Annotated in this window: 17 protein-coding genes; 16 read left to right on the top strand and 1 reads right to left on the bottom strand. The window is 62.4% G+C overall.

The features are described from left to right. Position 1: 1 nt before the first annotated feature. The 7 genes from ybeY (at position 2) to trmB (ending at position 6,626) form a co-directional block, all read left to right on the top strand. Entirely contained in the window at positions 2-508 is a 507-nt protein-coding gene (gene ybeY, locus AC07UC_RS00160) for an rRNA maturation RNase YbeY (protein ID WP_494903319.1), read from the top strand. 27 nt (positions 509-535) lie between these two features. Next, positions 536-1,630 carry a hemolysin family protein gene (locus AC07UC_RS00155; protein WP_494903317.1) on the top strand — a complete coding sequence of 365 codons (1,095 nt, stop codon included), beginning with the start codon at positions 536-538 and terminating at the stop codon, positions 1,628-1,630. Between the two features lie 16 nt (positions 1,631-1,646). Beyond that, the gene (locus AC07UC_RS00150; RefSeq protein WP_494903315.1) at positions 1,647-2,117 is read left to right on the top strand and encodes a VOC family protein; all 471 of its coding nucleotides are present in this window, start codon (positions 1,647-1,649) and stop codon (positions 2,115-2,117) included. 199 nt (positions 2,118-2,316) lie between these two features. After that, positions 2,317-3,906 carry an apolipoprotein N-acyltransferase gene (gene lnt, locus AC07UC_RS00145; RefSeq protein WP_140775501.1) on the top strand — a complete coding sequence of 530 codons (1,590 nt, stop codon included), beginning with the start codon at positions 2,317-2,319 and terminating at the stop codon, positions 3,904-3,906. Between the two features lie 138 nt (positions 3,907-4,044). After that, positions 4,045-4,464 carry a helix-turn-helix domain-containing protein gene (locus AC07UC_RS00140; protein WP_140607758.1) on the top strand — a complete coding sequence of 140 codons (420 nt, stop codon included), beginning with the start codon at positions 4,045-4,047 and terminating at the stop codon, positions 4,462-4,464. Between the two features lie 168 nt (positions 4,465-4,632). Next, positions 4,633-5,898, top strand: coding sequence for a methionine adenosyltransferase (metK, locus tag AC07UC_RS00135; RefSeq protein WP_140775500.1), 1,266 nt, complete (start codon positions 4,633-4,635; stop codon positions 5,896-5,898). A gap of 26 nt (positions 5,899-5,924) precedes the next feature. After that, positions 5,925-6,626, top strand: a complete 702-nt coding sequence (gene trmB, locus AC07UC_RS00130) for a tRNA (guanine(46)-N(7))-methyltransferase TrmB (RefSeq protein ID WP_140775499.1) — start codon at positions 5,925-5,927, stop codon at positions 6,624-6,626. Positions 6,627-6,652: 26 nt separating this feature from the next. On the opposite strand, the gene AC07UC_RS00125 is transcribed toward trmB, so the two are convergent. Next, positions 6,653-6,823 carry a hypothetical protein gene (locus tag AC07UC_RS00125; protein ID WP_494909034.1) on the bottom strand — a complete coding sequence of 57 codons (171 nt, stop codon included), beginning with the start codon at positions 6,821-6,823 and terminating at the stop codon, positions 6,653-6,655. A gap of 285 nt (positions 6,824-7,108) precedes the next feature. Between AC07UC_RS00125 and rimP the strand changes: the two genes are divergently transcribed. The 9 genes from rimP to rpsO all read left to right on the top strand — a co-directional run bounded on the left by rimP (position 7,109) and on the right by rpsO (position 16,388). After that, a complete protein-coding gene (gene rimP / locus AC07UC_RS00120) occupies positions 7,109-7,741 on the top strand; it encodes a ribosome maturation factor RimP (protein ID WP_202324675.1) in 633 nt (210 codons plus the stop codon). A 60-nt stretch (positions 7,742-7,801) separates the two neighbouring features. Next, positions 7,802-9,397, top strand: coding sequence for a transcription termination factor NusA (gene nusA, locus AC07UC_RS00115; RefSeq protein WP_140775495.1), 1,596 nt, complete (start codon positions 7,802-7,804; stop codon positions 9,395-9,397). Between the two features lie 38 nt (positions 9,398-9,435). Then, positions 9,436-10,086: an RNA-binding protein gene (locus AC07UC_RS00110; RefSeq protein ID WP_202324674.1), complete on the top strand. Its 651-nt coding sequence runs from the start codon at positions 9,436-9,438 to the stop codon at positions 10,084-10,086. Further along, positions 10,083-12,671, top strand: a complete 2,589-nt coding sequence (gene infB, locus AC07UC_RS00105; protein ID WP_140775493.1) for a translation initiation factor IF-2 — start codon at positions 10,083-10,085, stop codon at positions 12,669-12,671. Before AC07UC_RS00110 ends, infB begins: the two co-directional genes overlap by 4 nt. A 119-nt stretch (positions 12,672-12,790) precedes the next feature. After that, the gene (locus tag AC07UC_RS00100) at positions 12,791-13,237 is read left to right on the top strand and encodes a hypothetical protein (RefSeq protein WP_494903310.1); all 447 of its coding nucleotides are present in this window, start codon (positions 12,791-12,793) and stop codon (positions 13,235-13,237) included. 101 nt (positions 13,238-13,338) lie between these two features. Further along, positions 13,339-13,764: a 30S ribosome-binding factor RbfA gene (gene rbfA / locus AC07UC_RS00095; RefSeq protein WP_494903308.1), complete on the top strand. Its 426-nt coding sequence runs from the start codon at positions 13,339-13,341 to the stop codon at positions 13,762-13,764. Continuing rightward, positions 13,764-14,741, top strand: coding sequence for a tRNA pseudouridine(55) synthase TruB (gene truB / locus AC07UC_RS00090; protein WP_494903306.1), 978 nt, complete (start codon positions 13,764-13,766; stop codon positions 14,739-14,741). The genes rbfA and truB overlap by 1 nt, the downstream gene beginning before the upstream one ends. A gap of 99 nt (positions 14,742-14,840) precedes the next feature. After that, on the top strand, positions 14,841-15,935 hold the full coding sequence (gene corA / locus AC07UC_RS00085) for a magnesium/cobalt transporter CorA (protein WP_494903304.1): 1,095 nt from the start codon (positions 14,841-14,843) through the stop codon (positions 15,933-15,935). A gap of 78 nt (positions 15,936-16,013) precedes the next feature. Next, positions 16,014-16,388 carry a 30S ribosomal protein S15 gene (rpsO, locus tag AC07UC_RS00080; protein ID WP_269465810.1) on the top strand — a complete coding sequence of 125 codons (375 nt, stop codon included), beginning with the start codon at positions 16,014-16,016 and terminating at the stop codon, positions 16,386-16,388. Positions 16,389-16,399 lie beyond the last annotated feature (11 nt).

Below are 16,399 nucleotides of genomic sequence, written 5' to 3'. Positions count from 1 at the left end.
CATGCCTGAGGACAATTTATCCGGCGACGGGAGCCCTTCGGTGCCCGTCGACATCGATATATCGGTCGAAGCGGGCGACTGGCCCGATGAGGCAAGCCTGACGCGGCTGGTCGATCGAGCGGTTGATGCTGCTTTCGCCGAGACCGCCGTGACCGGTCGTTCCGAGCTCAGCGTCGTTTTTTCCGACGACGCCCATATCCGTACGCTCAATGCCGGTTGGCGCGGCAAGGACAAACCCACCAACGTCCTGTCTTTCCCGGCTTTTCCGCCCGTGCCCGGCGGCCCGCTGCCGCCCATGCTGGGTGATATCGTGCTTGCCGCCGAGACAGTGGCGCGCGAGGCGGCACTGGAAGACAAGCCCCTGGAGAACCATATCACCCATCTCGTCATCCATGGCCTGCTGCATTTGCTCGGCTATGATCACGAGACCGACGCCGAGGCCGAGGAGATGGAAGCCATCGAACGCGTGGCGCTTGCAAGGCTTGCCATTCCCGATCCCTACGCGTAACTACATCTGACAATTGACCGGACGACGATGAACGACAAACCAGAAACTGCCGCCCGCCCCGACGCCGGCAGTGCGCCCAAGGCTTCCGATACGTCGGAAGAGGGATCAAGTCCGAGTACCGTCACCACTGGTGTTGCCAACACCGGCAGCGTTGCCAGCGAGTCTTCGCCTGCCGGCCCCTCCCTGTTCGACCGCGTTTTGGGCCTGTTCAGGCAACGCAACGGCACCAGCCTGCGTGAGGAAATCGCCGGCGCGCTGGCCGAGACGGCTAGCGATGCGGAATCCTTTTCGCCTGGCGAGCGCGCCATGCTCAACAACATCCTGCGCCTGCGCGAGGTGCGCGTCGAGGACGTCATGGTGCCGCGCGCCGACATCGAGGCGGTCGAGATCGCCACGACGCTCGGCGACCTGCTGGGCACCTTCGAACAATCCGGCCATTCCCGAATGCCGGTCTATTCCGAGACGCTCGACGACCCGCGCGGCATGGTCCATATCCGCGACGTGCTGGCTCACATCACCAAGCTCGCGCGCGTCAAGAAGGGCCGCACGACCAGGAAGACGCCTGCCACCACGCAGCTCGATCTTGCCCAGGTCGATCTCGCGCGCACCATCGGCGAGCTCAACCTGATCCGCCAGGTTCTGTTCGTGCCGCCATCGATGCTTGCTTCCGACCTGATGGGCCGCATGCAGACGACGCGCACGCAGATGGCGCTGGTCATAGATGAATATGGCGGCACCGACGGACTTGTGTCGCTCGAGGACATTGTCGAGATGGTCGTCGGCGACATCGAGGACGAGCATGACGATGACGAGCCGATGATCACCCAGGCCGGTGACGGCGTGTTCATCGTCGACGGCAAGGCCGAGATCGACGACGTCGCCAAGATGATCGGCGAGGACTTCGCCGCCGGCGAGCATGGCGAGTATGTCGACACCATCGGCGGCATGATCTTCAACACGCTCGGCCGCGTGCCGACGCGTGGCGAGGTGGTACAGGCCATTCCGGGCTTCGAGTTCCATGTGCTCGATGCGGATCCGCGCCGCGTCAAGCGCGTGCGCATCGTGCAGAGCCAGAAGGGCGAGCGCCGCCGGCGGGCCACGGCGCGCACCGAACAAGCCTGAGCGGTTCGGCTCTTCGATGACGATCGACGACCCGTTCAGGCACGCAAGTCTGGGTTCCGGCGTCTTCTACAGGGATCCTCGCGCAGCGCTGGCATGGCTCGAAGCGGCTTTCGGCTTCGAGCCCAGCATGGTGGTGACCGATGCCGCGGGAAAGCTCGTCCACTCCGAGATGCGCTTCGGCGATTGCTACATTATCGTCGATTCCGAATGGAGCGATTATGTCGCCAGCCCTGCTTCGGTGTCGGGCAAGAACACGCAGTCGGTCTACGTCAGGCTCGTGGGCGGGCTGGATGGGCATTGCGAGCAGGCGCGCGCGGCCGGCGCCGAAATAATCCAGGAGCCGACCGATCAGTTCTACGGCGAACGCCAGTATCGGGCCTGCGATCCCGAGGGGCATGTCTGGACCTTCACCCAGCCCATCCGTTCCGTTTCCCGCGAAGAAGCCGAGCGGCTGAGTGGCCTGCGCATCGACGGCTGGCACCGTTAATGGGCGTCGCCCAGAAGTGACCTCGGTTTTGGGGGAACGACATGCATAAGAACAAAGACCTGAAGCGCGTCGCACGGTTCCGTTTCGACGCGATGCGCTTTAGAACGGCGGTCGAGGCATCCCGGCTGACCGGCCGTTTGGAGCACAGGCCGCGGCCTGATAAATCTTGCGTCCTGATTCGCGCGACTCGGAAGTATGCATGGAGCGCCTTGCCGGCCGGATAATTCTGCTTTGGGGTTGGCGGCGCGCGCTCGTGGCCTTTCTTGCCGGAGCGCTGACGGTGCTTGGGCAGGCGCCCTATGATTTCTTCGCAGCCTGCTTCATCTCGTTTCCGGTGCTGGTCTGGCTGCTTGACGGCGCGACCGGCGAAGCCTCCGGCAGCCTGTTCCGGCGCCTGCGGCCGGCTTTCGCCGTAGGCTGGTGGTTTGGTTTCGGCTATTTCCTCGCCGGTCTCTGGTGGATCGGCTCGGCGTTGCTGGTCGAGGCCGATGATTTTGCCTGGGCGCTTCCCTTCGCCGTGGTCGGTATTCCCTTCGCGCTCGCCTTTTTCTATGGCTTCGCAACGATGGTTGCCCGGCTGCTGTGGAGCAGCGATATCGGCCGCATTGCCGCCCTGGCCTTCGGCTTCGGGCTGACGGAGTGGCTGCGCGGCTTCCTGTTCACCGGTTTTCCCTGGAATGCGATCGGTTACGCGGCAATGCCCGTGCCTCTGCTGATGCAGAGCGTCTCGGTGACCGGCATGATCGGTATGAATGCGCTTGCGGTGTTCCTTTTTTCGCTACCCGCGCTGCTGGCGGCGCGCCGGCATCTTCGCCTGGGCGCGGCGCTGTTCGTCCTGCTTGCGGTGGCCCATGTCGGGTTCGGCTATGTCAGGCTTGCAGCTCCTGAAAAGCCGGCGCAGCGCAGCCTTGATGTCCGCATCGTCCAGCCTGCCGTCGACCTGTCGGAAAAATGGGACGCCTCGGTGCGCGACCGTATCTTCGCCACCTTGCTGGGCCTGTCCGCCAAGGCGCCGGACCCCGGTCACGGTAAGCCACAACTGATTCTTTGGCCGGAAACCTCGGTGCCATTCCTCTTCACCGAGCGTCCGGATGCGCTGACGGCGCTGGGCGACATGCTGGCCGATGGTCAGATGCTGATCGCCGGCGTCGTCCGCGAGGAAGGCGGCTCCGCGGCTGCCGACAGCCGTTATTACAATTCCGTGGTGGCGATCGACGACAAGGGCGAAATCACTGATGCCGTCGATAAGGTCCATCTGGTGCCGTTCGGCGAATACCTGCCTTTCGCCGATCTGCTCAACCGTTTCGGCATCGCCCAGCTTGTTGCTGGGCCGGTGACGTTCGCAGCCGGTAACGAGCGGCACGCCATCACGCTGCCTGGCGGCATCCGAGCCCTGCCATTTATTTGTTATGAGGTGATCTTTCCGGATCTTGTGGCAGTTGACGCTACGTCAGCGCAGCTTATTGTGAACGTCACCAACGATGCCTGGTTTGGGGACACGCCGGGACCGTATCAGCACTTCAGACAAGCCCAGATTCGCGCGGTGGAGAACGGATTGCCCTTGCTGCGTGCTGCCAACAACGGCATTTCGGCCGTCGTCGATCCACACGGACGCATCGTCGATGCGCTGGCGATCGACGCGCGCGGCGCCATCGATGTGAAGGTGCCGATTTCCGGACAGACGGTCGTTTCCCCGGGCCAGCGGCGCATTAACGGAATGCTGATCATGTTGCTGTTTGCGGTGGTGGGGGCGCTGTTGAACGTAAGGCAAAGGCTACGGGTGAATTGACAGTCGACACATTAGAAACTCATACTGTACTGCCTGAAAATTTCTCAAAGCCGGTGGATCGTTCTGTTGGGGCAGTCGCCCCCGGCTTTGTTTGGGTGGGAAAAAATCACAAAGCCGAAAAAATTCGGCGAGGAAAAAATGACAGAAGAAAACAAGAAAAAACCGAATCCCATCGACATCCACGTTGGAAGTCGCGTCCGGCTCCGGCGCAACATGCTCGGAATGAGCCAGGAAAAGCTGGGCGAGAATCTCGGCATCACATTTCAGCAGATCCAGAAATATGAAAAGGGCACCAACCGCGTCGGCGCCAGCCGCCTGCAGGCGATTGCCTCCATACTCGGCGTGCCTGTCGCCTTCTTTTTCGAGGATGCGCCGGGTCAGGAGTCCGCGGCCAATCGTGGCTTTGCCGAGGATGCGTCGATGGCTTTCGCCGTGGAATTCTGCGGCAGTCCCGAAGGCCTTCAGCTCAACCGGGCCTTCGTCAAGATCGCCGACGTCAAGGTACGGCGCAGGATCATCGATCTGGTGAAGTCGCTCGCCGCGGACGACCTCGACTGACGCTCAATGCGCCTGCCACCGGCGGCATCCGCCGCCGGTGGCACAAGATATTGATATCGACAGTCGTGCCAGAACGGCGGCAACGCTTGACGAGCGGCGCTTTGCCCCGCTAACACGTGGCGCGCCAAAATCGGCAGCCTGCCGATCGTTTTTCAAGAGGGGACACCCGTGACGCGGCAGAATTACTTCTTTACCTCGGAGTCCGTTGCCGAGGGTCATCCCGACAAAGTCTGTGACCGGATCTCCGACGAAATTGTCGATCTGGTTTACCGTGAAGCCAAGAAGACCGGCATGGACCCATGGAAAGTGCGTGTCGCCTGCGAGACGCTGGCGACCACCAACCGTGTCGTCATCGCCGGCGAAGTGCGCGTCCCCGAGACGCTGCTGAAGAAGGACAAGGCCGGCAATATCCTCAAGGACGCGGCGGGTCACCCGGTCGTGAATCCGGCGAAGTTCAAATCCGTCGCCCGCAAGGCGATCCGCGAGATCGGCTACGAGCAGGCCGGCTTCCACTGGAAGACAGCCAAGATCGAGGTTCTCCTGCACGGCCAGTCGCCGGACATCGGCCAGGGCGTCGACAACGCCGCCGACCGCCAGGGCGAGGAAGGTGCCGGCGACCAGGGCATCATGTTCGGCTATGCCTGCCGCGAGACGCCGGACCTGATGCCGGCGCCGATCTACTACAGCCACAAGATCCTCGAACTGCTGGCCGCCGCCCGTCACGAAAACAACGGCGAGGCCGGCAAGCTCGGACCGGACGCCAAGAGCCAGGTCACCGTCCGCTACATCGACGGCAAGGCCGCCGAGGCAACGCAGATCGTGCTGTCGACACAGCATCTCGACGCGACTTGGGATTCCAAGAAAGTCCGCAAGGTCGTTGAACCCTATATCCGCGAGGCGCTTGGTGATCTCAAGATTGCCGACGATTGCATGTGGTACATCAACCCGACCGGCAAGTTCGTCATCGGCGGCCCGGACGGTGATGCCGGCCTCACCGGCCGCAAGATCATCGTCGACACCTATGGCGGTGCGGCACCGCATGGCGGCGGCGCGTTCTCCGGCAAGGATACCACCAAGGTCGACCGTTCGGCCGCCTATGCGGCGCGCTACCTGGCCAAGAATGTCGTGGCGGCGAAGCTTGCCGACCGCTGCACCATCCAGCTCTCCTACGCCATCGGCGTCGCCCAGCCGCTGTCGGTCTATGTCGACCTGCACGGTACCGGCAAGGTCGACGAGGCAAAGCTCGAGGAAGCGCTGCGCAGCGTGATGGACCTGTCGCCATCCGGCATCCGCCGGCATCTCGACCTCAACAAGCCGATCTACGCCAAGACGTCGTCTTACGGTCATTTCGGCCGCAAGGCCGGCCGCGACGGGTCTTTCTCCTGGGAGAAGACCGATCTCGCCAAGGCGCTCAAGGATGCTGTCGCGGCCTGAGCCGCGACAGACCCCGCGCCAACCAGATGAGCCCTGAAAACAGGCCAAGCCGCGCGACCGAAGCCTTCTTCGGTCGCCGACGCGGCAAGCCCGTTCGCCCGCAGCAGGCGGCGGCCCTGGAAAGCGGGCTTGGCGCCTACCGGCTCGATCTGACGGCCGAAGCGCCGTCGGATCTGCGCACTCTGTTTGAGGCTGACATTTCGGCGGTTCGGCTCGAAATCGGCTTTGGCGGCGGCGAGCATCTTCTGCATCGCGCAATCGAGACGCCGACGGTCGGCTTCATCGGTGTGGAGCCCTTCGTCAACGGCATGGCCAAGATGATGATGGCGGTGCGGGCGAGGCCGCTGGCCAATCTCAGGGTTTACGACGACGATGCCACCCGGCTGCTCGACTGGTTACCCCCGGCCTCGCTCGATGGCATAGACCTTCTCTATCCCGATCCCTGGCCGAAGAAGAAGCATTGGAAGCGGCGTTTCGTCAGCCCGGTCAACCTTGACCGTTTCGCCCGCGTCCTGAAACCGGGTTCAAAATTCCGCTTCGCGTCAGACATCGATACGTATGTCAACTGGACCTTGCTTCATTGCCGGACGCATGGCGCCTTCGCATGGCAGGCAGCGGAAGCGGCGGATTGGCATCGCCCTTACGATGGTTGGCCAGGCACGCGTTACGAGGCGAAGGCCATTCGCGAGGGCCGGCCGCCGGCCTATCTGACTTTTATCAGGAAATAAGTATCACGGCGCATCCCGCCGGATTTTCAAAAACGACCGATCCGGTTGAAGACAGCCGGATCCATGCCAAGCTTGCGCGGGTCGTCAGCGCGCGGCTTGCGGCCGGCTTCCACGGCGCGCGATGCGGCCACCGCGCTGCCGAACGTCGTGAACAGATCGCCTATGGCGGAAAAAATCTTACGGTTGCTCATGGTCATGCCCTTTCGCGTCTGCGAAATCTCTTTAATTTTTTGTGATGCACTACAAATGGGGATGCGGCGTCAAAGCTCACAGAGGTGAGGCTGCATGGAGGCCATGCGTCTGACGCAACGCTGGCGCGGCGGCGTGATACCTCGTCGGTTTGCCACGCCGGGCTTGAAACACGGGCCGTGTTCGTTTATATCAGCCTCAAATTCTTGGTCGGTATGACGAAGAGTGGGTCCACCCGGTCCCGCTCTTTTTTATTACCTGCCGATAGGTTCGAAACGAACGACAGGTAATTGATGACTGCAACGGCAAGCGAAGGTGACGACCGCATCATCCGCGAAAGCGGCATCGATGCGCGCATTGCGCTGATCGTCCAACCGGTGCTGCGCGGCATCGGCTTTCGCCTCGTGCGCGTACATCTGTCCGGCCAGAACGGGCTGACGCTGCAGATTATGGCCGAGCGCGAGGACGGCACCATGACCGTCGAGGATTGCGAAGAGGTCAGCCGCGCGGTGTCGCCGGCGCTCGATGTCGATGATCCGATCGAAAAGGCCTATCATCTCGAAGTCTCTTCGCCCGGTATCGACCGGCCGTTGGTGCGCAAATCGGATTTCGTCACCTGGACCGGTCATCTGGTGAAGATGGAAACGTCGGTCATCGTCGCGGATCGCAAGCGCTTCAAGGGCAAGATTGCCGAGGCCGGCGAGAACGATGTGCTGATCGAGCGCGACAAGGCAGCCTATGGCGAGGAGCCGACGGTGCGCGTTCCCTATGACGCGATCGCCGATGTGCGGCTGATCCTTACCGACGACCTCATCCGTGAGGCGTTGTCGAAGGACAACCGGGAACGCAAGGAAGCCAAGAAACGCCGCGGTGAGCCTGATGACGCACCCGAGGGTGTTGAAGGCGGCGCGGAAGATGAAATCTAACAGGAACTATGATTGAGCGGCGGGGCGTAAAAGCTCGGCAACAAGCTCGGGAGAAATAAGATGGTTGTAAGCGCCAACAGACTTGAACTGCTGCAGATTGCCGACGCGGTCGCGCGTGAAAAGTCGATCGACAAGTCGATCGTTATCGCCGCCATGGCCGATGCGATCCAGAAGGCGGCGCGTTCGCGTTATGGCCAGGAGACCAACATCCGCGCCGACATCAACCCGAACACCGGCGAGATGAAGCTGCAGCGGCTGATGGAAGTGGTCGAAAAGGTCGACGACTATGCCACGCAGATCGCCATTTCTTCGGCCCGCGAGCGCAATCCCGACGCCCAGCTCGGCGATTTCATCGCCGAACAGCTGCCGCCGATGGATTTCGGCCGCATCGCCGCCCAGTCGGCCAAGCAGGTCATCGTGCAGAAGGTGCGCGAGGCAGAGCGTGACCGTCAGTACGACGAATACAAGGACCGCATCGGCGAGATCGTCAACGGCACCGTCAAGCGCGTCGAGTATGGCAATGTCATCGTCGATCTCGGCCGTGGCGAAGCCATCATCCGCCGTGACGAACTGATCCCGCGCGAAAACTACAAGTATGGCGACCGCGTTCGCGCCTATGTCTACGATGTGCGCCGCGAGCAGCGCGGCCCGCAGATCTTCCTGTCGCGTACCCATCCGCAGTTCATGGCCAAGCTCTTCACCATGGAAGTGCCGGAGATCTATGACGGCATCATCGAGATCAAGTCGGTCGCTCGCGACCCGGGCTCTCGCGCCAAGATCGCCGTCATCTCGCGTGACAGCTCGATCGATCCGGTCGGCGCCTGCGTCGGTATGCGCGGCAGCCGTGTCCAGGCCGTCGTCGGCGAACTGCAGGGCGAGAAGATCGACATCATTCCGTGGTCGCCCTCGGCCGCCTCCTTCATCGTCAATGCGCTGCAGCCGGCGGAAGTCGCCAAGGTCGTGCTCGACGAGGACGCCGAGCGCATCGAAGTGGTGGTTCCCGACGATCAGCTGTCGCTGGCCATCGGCCGCCGCGGCCAGAACGTGCGTCTCGCCTCGCAGCTCACCGGCTGGGACATCGACATCCTGACCGAGGCCGAGGAATCCGAGCGCCGCCAGAAGGAATTCGTCGAGCGCTCGGCGCTGTTCATGGAAGCCCTCGATGTCGACGAGATGGTCGGCCAGGTGCTGGCCTCCGAAGGCTTCACCAGCGTCGAGGAAGTCGCCTATGTCGACTCTGGCGAGATCGCCTCGATCGACGGCTTCGACGAAGATACCGCTTCGGAAATCCAGACCCGTGCCCGCGAATATCTCGAAAAGATCGAGGCCGAGCATGACGAGAAGCGCAAGGCGCTGGGTGTCTCGGACGAACTGCGCGAAATCCCCGGCATCACCACCGCCATGATGGTGACGCTCGGCGAGGACGGCGTGAAGACGATCGAGGATTTCGCCGGCTATGCCGCCGATGACCTGACCGGCTGGAAGGAACGCAAGGACGGCGAGACAAAAGTCTATCCGGGCGTGCTGGCCAATCACGGTGTTTCGCGCGCCGATGCCGAGCAGATGGTGCTCAATGCCCGCCTCAAGGCCGGCTGGATCACCGAAGACGAGCTTGCAGCCGAAGAAGCATCGGCTGACGAAGCCGTTGGTGCGTGAGGTGAAACCGCATCGCACAGAACCCGCCCCAGGACGAGATGAACGATCGCACCTGCATCGTCACCCGCAAGCAGGCCGAACCGGATGATCTGATCCGGTTCGTCGTCGGCCCGGATTCGGCCGTCGTTCCCGATCTCAAGAGAAATCTGCCCGGCCGCGGTTGCTGGGTAAGCGCCGACCGCCTACATATCGACAAGGCGGCGGCCAAGAACCTTTTTGCCCGCGCCTTCAAGGCACAGGTGGTTGTGCCGCCGGATCTTGGCGGCATGGTCGACGGACTGCTCTCCCGATCCGCGCTGGGCATGCTGGGTCTCGCCCGCAAGGCAGGCGCGATCGCTCTCGGTGCTACCAAGGTCGAGAGTGCCGTGCGCGGCGGGCTGGCGCTTTTCGTGCTCCACGCGACCGAAGCATCGGACGATGGCGTGCGCAAGATCAGCCAGGCGCGACGGGCGACTGTCCATCTCGGCGGCCCTTCCACCCTTGCCTACAAACTTTTCTCCGAGGCCGAGTTGAGCTTGGCATTGGGGGGTACAAATGTGATACATGCTGCCGTCCTCGCGGGAGACGCGGGTAAGGCGGTCCAGAAGCGCATGGTTGCGCTCGACCGATATCGGGGCGGTACCCCGGACGATCTGGCAATGCTTGCGGCCGTTGCTGACGAAGATGAGCCCGCAGAGGATATGGAATGAGCGATACGAAATCGGGCGACGACAAGACGTTGAGTGTTACACCGAAGAAGACCTTGACGCTGAAGCGCCCCGGCATGGAACAGGGCACCGTGCGCCAGAATTTCTCGCATGGCCGTACCAAGTCGGTCGTGGTCGAGACCAAGAAGCGCAAGTTCTCCCTGCCCGGCGACAAGCCGGAGCCGGTTGCTGCCGCGCCTGTGCCTGTCTTCACGCCGAAGCCGCCGGTCGTCGTCGCGGCACCTGTCGTGCAGGAAGCGCCCAAGGCGCCTCCGCCTCCGCCCCCCCCGCGGCCCCCGGTCGAACGCAGCGGCATGGTGCTGAACGAACTGTCGCGCAGTGAAATGGAAGCGCGCCGCAGGGCGCTCGAAGGCTCGAAGGTGCGCGAGGTCGAGGACCGTCAGCGTGCCGCCGAGGACGCCAAGCGCCGCGCCGAGGATGAAGAGCGCCGCAAGCGCGAACGCGAGGAATCCGCACGCCGCCAGGCCGAGGAAGAGGCGCGGTTGCAGACCGAGGCCGAATCGCGCCGTCGCGCCGAGGAAGAGGCACGCCGCCGCGCGCCGCAGGCCGCGGAACTGGCAACCGTCGACGAAGAGGAAGAGGTCAAGCCGAAGCGGACGGGCGCCGGTGCGCCGGTACGTCGCCTGGTCACGCCCGAAGTGGCGCGTCCGGCCAAGCCGACCAAGGGCGAGGAAGATCGTCGCCGTGGCAAGCTGACACTGAATTCCGCGCTTTCCGACGAGGATGCGCGGGCTCGTTCGCTGTCGTCGATGCGTCGCCGCCAGGAGAAGTTCAAGCGCGCGATGCACAATGAGCCGCGCGAGAAAGTCATGCGCGAAGTGATCCTGCCCGAAACCATCACCATCCAGGAACTGGCGCAGCGCATGTCCGAACGTGCGGTCGATGTGGTCAAGTTCTTCATGAAGCAGGGCCAGATCCTGAAGCCGGGCGACGTCATCGACGCCGACACGGCCGAGCTGGTCGCCACCGAATTCGGCCACACGGTCCGCCGCGTCGCCGAGTCCGACATCGAGGAAGGCCTGTTCAACATCGCCGACAATGCCGAAGATCTGGTCTCGCGTCCGCCGGTGGTGACCATCATGGGCCACGTCGACCACGGCAAGACGTCGCTGCTCGACGCGATCCGCAATGCCAATGTCGTCTCCGGCGAGGCCGGCGGCATCACCCAGCATATCGGTGCCTATCAGGTCGAGAAGAATGGTCAGAAGATCACCTTCATCGACACGCCCGGCCACGCCGCCTTCACGGCGATGCGTGCCCGCGGCGCCCAGGCCACCGACATTGCCATCCTGGTGGTGGCTGCCGACGACAGCGTGATGCCGCAGACGATCGAATCGATCAGCCATGCCAAGGCGGCCGGCGTTCCGATCATCGTGGCGATCAACAAGATCGACAAGCATGACGCCGATCCGCAGAAGGTGCGCTCGGAACTGCTGCGCCATGAGGTTTTCGTCGAATCCATGGGCGGTGAAGTGCTGGACGTCGAAGTGTCGGCGACCAAGGGCACCAATCTCGACAAGCTGCTCGAGGCGATCCTGCTGCAGGCCGAAATCCTCGATCTGAAGGCCAATCCGGACCGTACCGCCGAGGGCGTCGTCATCGAGGCGCAGCTCGACAAGGGCCGTGGTCCCGTCGCCACCGTGCTGGTGCAGACCGGCACGCTGATGCCGGGCGACATCCTCGTCGCCGGCAACGAGTGGGGCCGGGTGCGCGCTCTGGTCAACGACCGCGGCGAGCAGATCAAGGAAGCGCCGCCGGCAATGCCGGTCGAGGTGCTCGGCCTTCAGGGCACGCCACAGGCTGGCGATCGCTTCGCGGTCGTCAACAACGAGGCCCGCGCCCGCGAGATCACCGAGTATCGCCAGCGCCTGGCGCGCGAGAAGGCGGTGGCCAGGCATGCCGGTCAGCGTGGCTCGCTCGAACAGATGATGTCGCAGTTGCAGACGAGCGGGCTGAAGGAATTCCCGCTGGTCATCAAGGGCGACGTTCAGGGTTCGATCGAGGCGATCAACGCCGCACTGGACAAGCTCGGCACCGACGAGGTGCGTGCGCGTATCGTCCATGCCGGCGCCGGCGCCATCACCGAAAGCGACGTCTCGCTGGCGGAAACGTCTGGTGCCGCGATCATCGGCTTCAACGTTCGCGCCAACGTGCAGGCGCGCGCCGCGGCCGCGGCCGCAGGCATCGAGATCCGCTATTACTCGATCATCTACAACCTCGTGGATGATGTGAAGGCGGCTCTGTCGGGCCTGCTGTCGCCGGAGCGTCGCGAGACCTTCATCGGCAATGCCGAGATCCTCGAGATCTTCGACATCACCAAGGTCGGCAAGATCGCCGGCTGCCGTGTCACCGAAGGCAAGGTCGAGCGTGGCGCGGGCGTACGCCTCATCCGCGACAACGTCGTCATCCACGAAGGCACGCTGAAGACGCTGAAGCGCTTCAAGGACGAGGTTTCGGAAGTTCCCGGCGGCCAGGAGTGCGGCATGGCCTTCCAGAACTACGAGGACATGCGCGTCGGCGACATCATCGAGTGCTTCCGCGTCGAGATGGTGACCCGGACGCTGTAAGTGGTTGGCATATGGAGCTAGAGCGAAGCCTTGAGTACCGCTTTGTTCTATCTCCTGCCGATTTTTCAGGAGTCTACTCAAGGGCGCGGAGCGAGAATCGTCTCAGCGCCCTGAGAAGATTGTCCTACCATCTGCTCATCGGTATCCCGCTTATGCTTGCCACATATGTTCTCGACCGCACCGGTGCTTTAGCTGGTGTGATGGGCGTTGTGGGCATGATGATTATTGTTACAGGCATCATGTCCAATCTCAGTCCCATCTTGGCGAGAAAAGGAGAGGTTGCTCATTTCGACCCCGAGCCGACGCTGATCCGGGTGAATGGCACGGGCATCTCAAAGCTCGTCACAGATTCAGAAACCCATATTGGTTGGAGGTCGGTAGACAAGATCACCCTGACCGAATTCGGCATCGGTCTCGTGACGCAACAAGGCGGTTGGATAATCCCGAAGAATGCATTTGGAACTGAGACTGAAATGAAGGTTGAGTACGACAACATCGTATCAGTCATGACATCAGGGCAGATTGGCCAACAGACTGAGCGTCCTGAGCCACGTACGTTGCACTAGAACAAACCGGCACTCTTGGCTCCGTGGGGTAGCCAAACCTGCCCAACGGCGCTAAGTCAGCGATTTGATGCGGTTCGAACCCGCGCGAAGGAAGAGTTTTCATGCCAAGAGCAACAACGGCTGGCCCGTCCCAGCGCATGCTTCGCGTCGGCGAACAGGTACGCCACGCCCTGTCCGAAACCCTGCAGCGCGGCGAGATCCTCGACCCGTTGATTGAAAACTCGGTCGTCTCGGTCTCGGAAGTGCGCATGTCACCCGATCTGAAGATCGCCACCGCCTTTGTTTCTCCGCTCGGCGCCAAGGATGCCGGCGCCGTCATCGAGGCGCTCAACAAGCATGCGAAATTCGTCCGCGGCCGTGTCTCCGGCGCGCTCAGGCAGATGAAATACATGCCGGAGTTCCGCTTCCGGCTGGACACCTCCTTCGACAATTTCGCCAGGATCAACGACCTGTTGAAGTCGCCCGAAGTGGCGCGCGATCTCGATGCGGACGGCCAAGACAAAGACGAAGACAAGGACAGCGAATAATGGCGCGCCGCGGCAAGAAGAAGGGCCGGCCGGTCTCCGGCTGGGTGGTGCTCGACAAGCCGGTCGGCATGGGCTCGACCGAGGCTGTCTCCAAGATCAAGTGGCTGTTCCAGGCGGAAAAGGCCGGCCATGCCGGTACGCTCGACCCGCTGGCTTCCGGCATGCTGCCGATCGCGCTCGGCGAAGCCACCAAGACCGTGCCTTACGTGCAGGACGGCGCCAAGATCTATCGCTTCACCGTCGCCTGGGGCGATGAGCGCTCCACCGACGATCTCGAAGGGCCTGTGACGAAGAGTTCCGAGCTGAGTCCGGCGGAAGCCGAGGTCCAGGCGCTGCTGGCGAAATACACCGGCGTCATCATGCAGACGCCGCCGCAATTCTCGGCCATCAAGATATCAGGCGAACGCGCCTATGACCTTGCCCGCGAAGGCGAGACGGTCGACATCCCCCCGCGCGAGATCGAGATCGGTCGTTTGGACATCATCGAGCACCACACTGATCACACGGTTTTCGAGGTCGAATGCGGCAAGGGCACCTATGTGCGCTCGCTGGCTCGTGACATGGGCCGCGACCTTGGCTGCTTCGGCCATATTTCCGACCTGCGCCGGGTCGAGGTCGAGCCGTTTACGCAAGAGGATTTCGTCACCATCGCCGAGCTCGAGGCGGCCCGCTTCGGAGCACAAGGTGAGGACAAACCGGAGGCCGCCGACGGCGCCGAGCCGATAGATATCCCCGTCGACTTCGATGCCATTGATGCGCTTCTTGTCGACACATCGGCGGCTCTCGACTGCTTGCCGCAGATCGCCATAAGCGATGATGCGGCAACCAAGATCCGTCTCGGCAATCCCGTCATCATTCGCGGCCGCGATGCGCCGGTAGAGGCCGAAGAGGCCTGCGCCACGGCGCGCGGCAAGCTGGTCGCCATCGGCGCGATCGAGCAGGGCATGTTCAAGCCCAAGCGGGTCTTTGCCGGCTGACGGCTGACGCAATCCCAGGAAAAGTGCGAAAACGGTTTTCTGTTCGAAATTGCGAGAACAAGGTTCTAACTTCACGTCGACTCTACGCTCGAGGGGCACATGGCAAAAGCCGAGGCGGTGAAAAAGCGGGCGCCGGTGAAGATAAGGCGGCCGCCGGTCGGCGCCTCGCCGGGTACGCTGATCGCCGATCCAGCGGCGCGACACTCCGAATTGCGGCTGACCTTGATCTCGCCGCAGAAGTTCAAGACCATCGACAATGCCAGCATCGCCGACGTCGAGGCCAATTGCCGGAAATGGCCGGTGATCTGGCTCGACTGCACCGGCCTCGCCAACATCGGGCTGATCGAGGAGATCGGTCGCATCTTCAGCCTGCATCCGCTGGCGCTGGAGGATGTCGTCAACACCGGCCAGCGGCCGAAGGTCGACTTCTTCGAGGATCATGCCTTCGTCGTCGTGCGCATGATCGACGATGTCACCTCGCATCGCTACGAACAGATCGCTCTCTTCGTCGGCGAAAACTTCGTCGTCACCTTCCAGGAGCGCGAGGGCGATCCGTTCGACCCGGTGCGCAAGCGCATCGAGAGTTCGGCGCCCAACCGGTTGCGGACCCGCGGCGCCGACTATCTGGCCTACGCGCTTATCGACGCTATCGTCGACAGCTATTTTCCGCCTATCGAGGGGGCCGGCGACCTGGTCGACAGCATCGAGGATGAGATGCTGCATTCGCCGCACAAGCATCAGATGCGGCAGCTGCACGAATTGCGGCGCGACGCCAATGTGCTGAAGGGCGTGCTGTGGCCGATGCGCGATGCGTTGGCGACGCTGATCCGCAACGAAGTGCCCTATGTCAGAGCCGAGACCAAGGTCTTCCTCAATGACACGCTCGACCATTCGCTCAGGCTGATCGAACTCGTCGAGACCCAGCGCGACATGCTGACCGGCCTGATCGAGATGCATCTGTCGCTGAGCCAGGCGCGCACCAACGACGTCATCAGCTATCTCACCATCGTTTCGGTCATCTTCATGCCTCTCACCTTCCTGGTCGGTGTATGGGGCATGAATTTCGATCCCGAGAGCTCGCCCTGGAACATGCCGGAGTTGAAGGCCTATTACGGCTATCCGGAGGCGCTCCTGTTCATGGCTGTTATCGCGGTCAGCCTGATTGCGTTCTTCAAATGGAAGAAATGGCTTTGACTGCGGCAAAACTTGCCATTTGGGGCTGAAAAGCCGGCTTGGTGAATTGGGCTGGTGTTTTGCCGGGAATTGCACTATATGCGCCGCAGCATAGCGCCACGACGCTTTGCTTGCACCGGCCCCTGCTGGACGACATCCCGGCTGAGGGCGACCCGTTTCCTCAAACAGATAAGGAAAAACACGATGTCGATTACTGCCGAGCGCAAGAAGGAATTGATGGGCGAATTCGCTACCGCCAAGGGCGATACCGGGTCTCCGGAAGTCCAGGTGGCCATCCTTTCCGAGCGCATCAAGAACCTGACCGACCATTTCAAGGACCACAAGAAGGATAACCATTCCCGCCGTGGTCTGCTCGCTCTCGTGTCCCAGCGCCGCAGCCTGCTTGATTATCTCAAGCGCAAGGACGACGCGCGCTATCAGACACTGATCGAGAAGCTCGGTCTGCGCCGTTGACGAATTGACCG

The organism is Mesorhizobium sp. GW821-FHT04C10, from assembly GCF_059420305.1.
The sequence above is the reverse complement of the archived record's forward strand: the minus strand, read 5'-3'. Positions and strand labels throughout refer to the sequence as shown.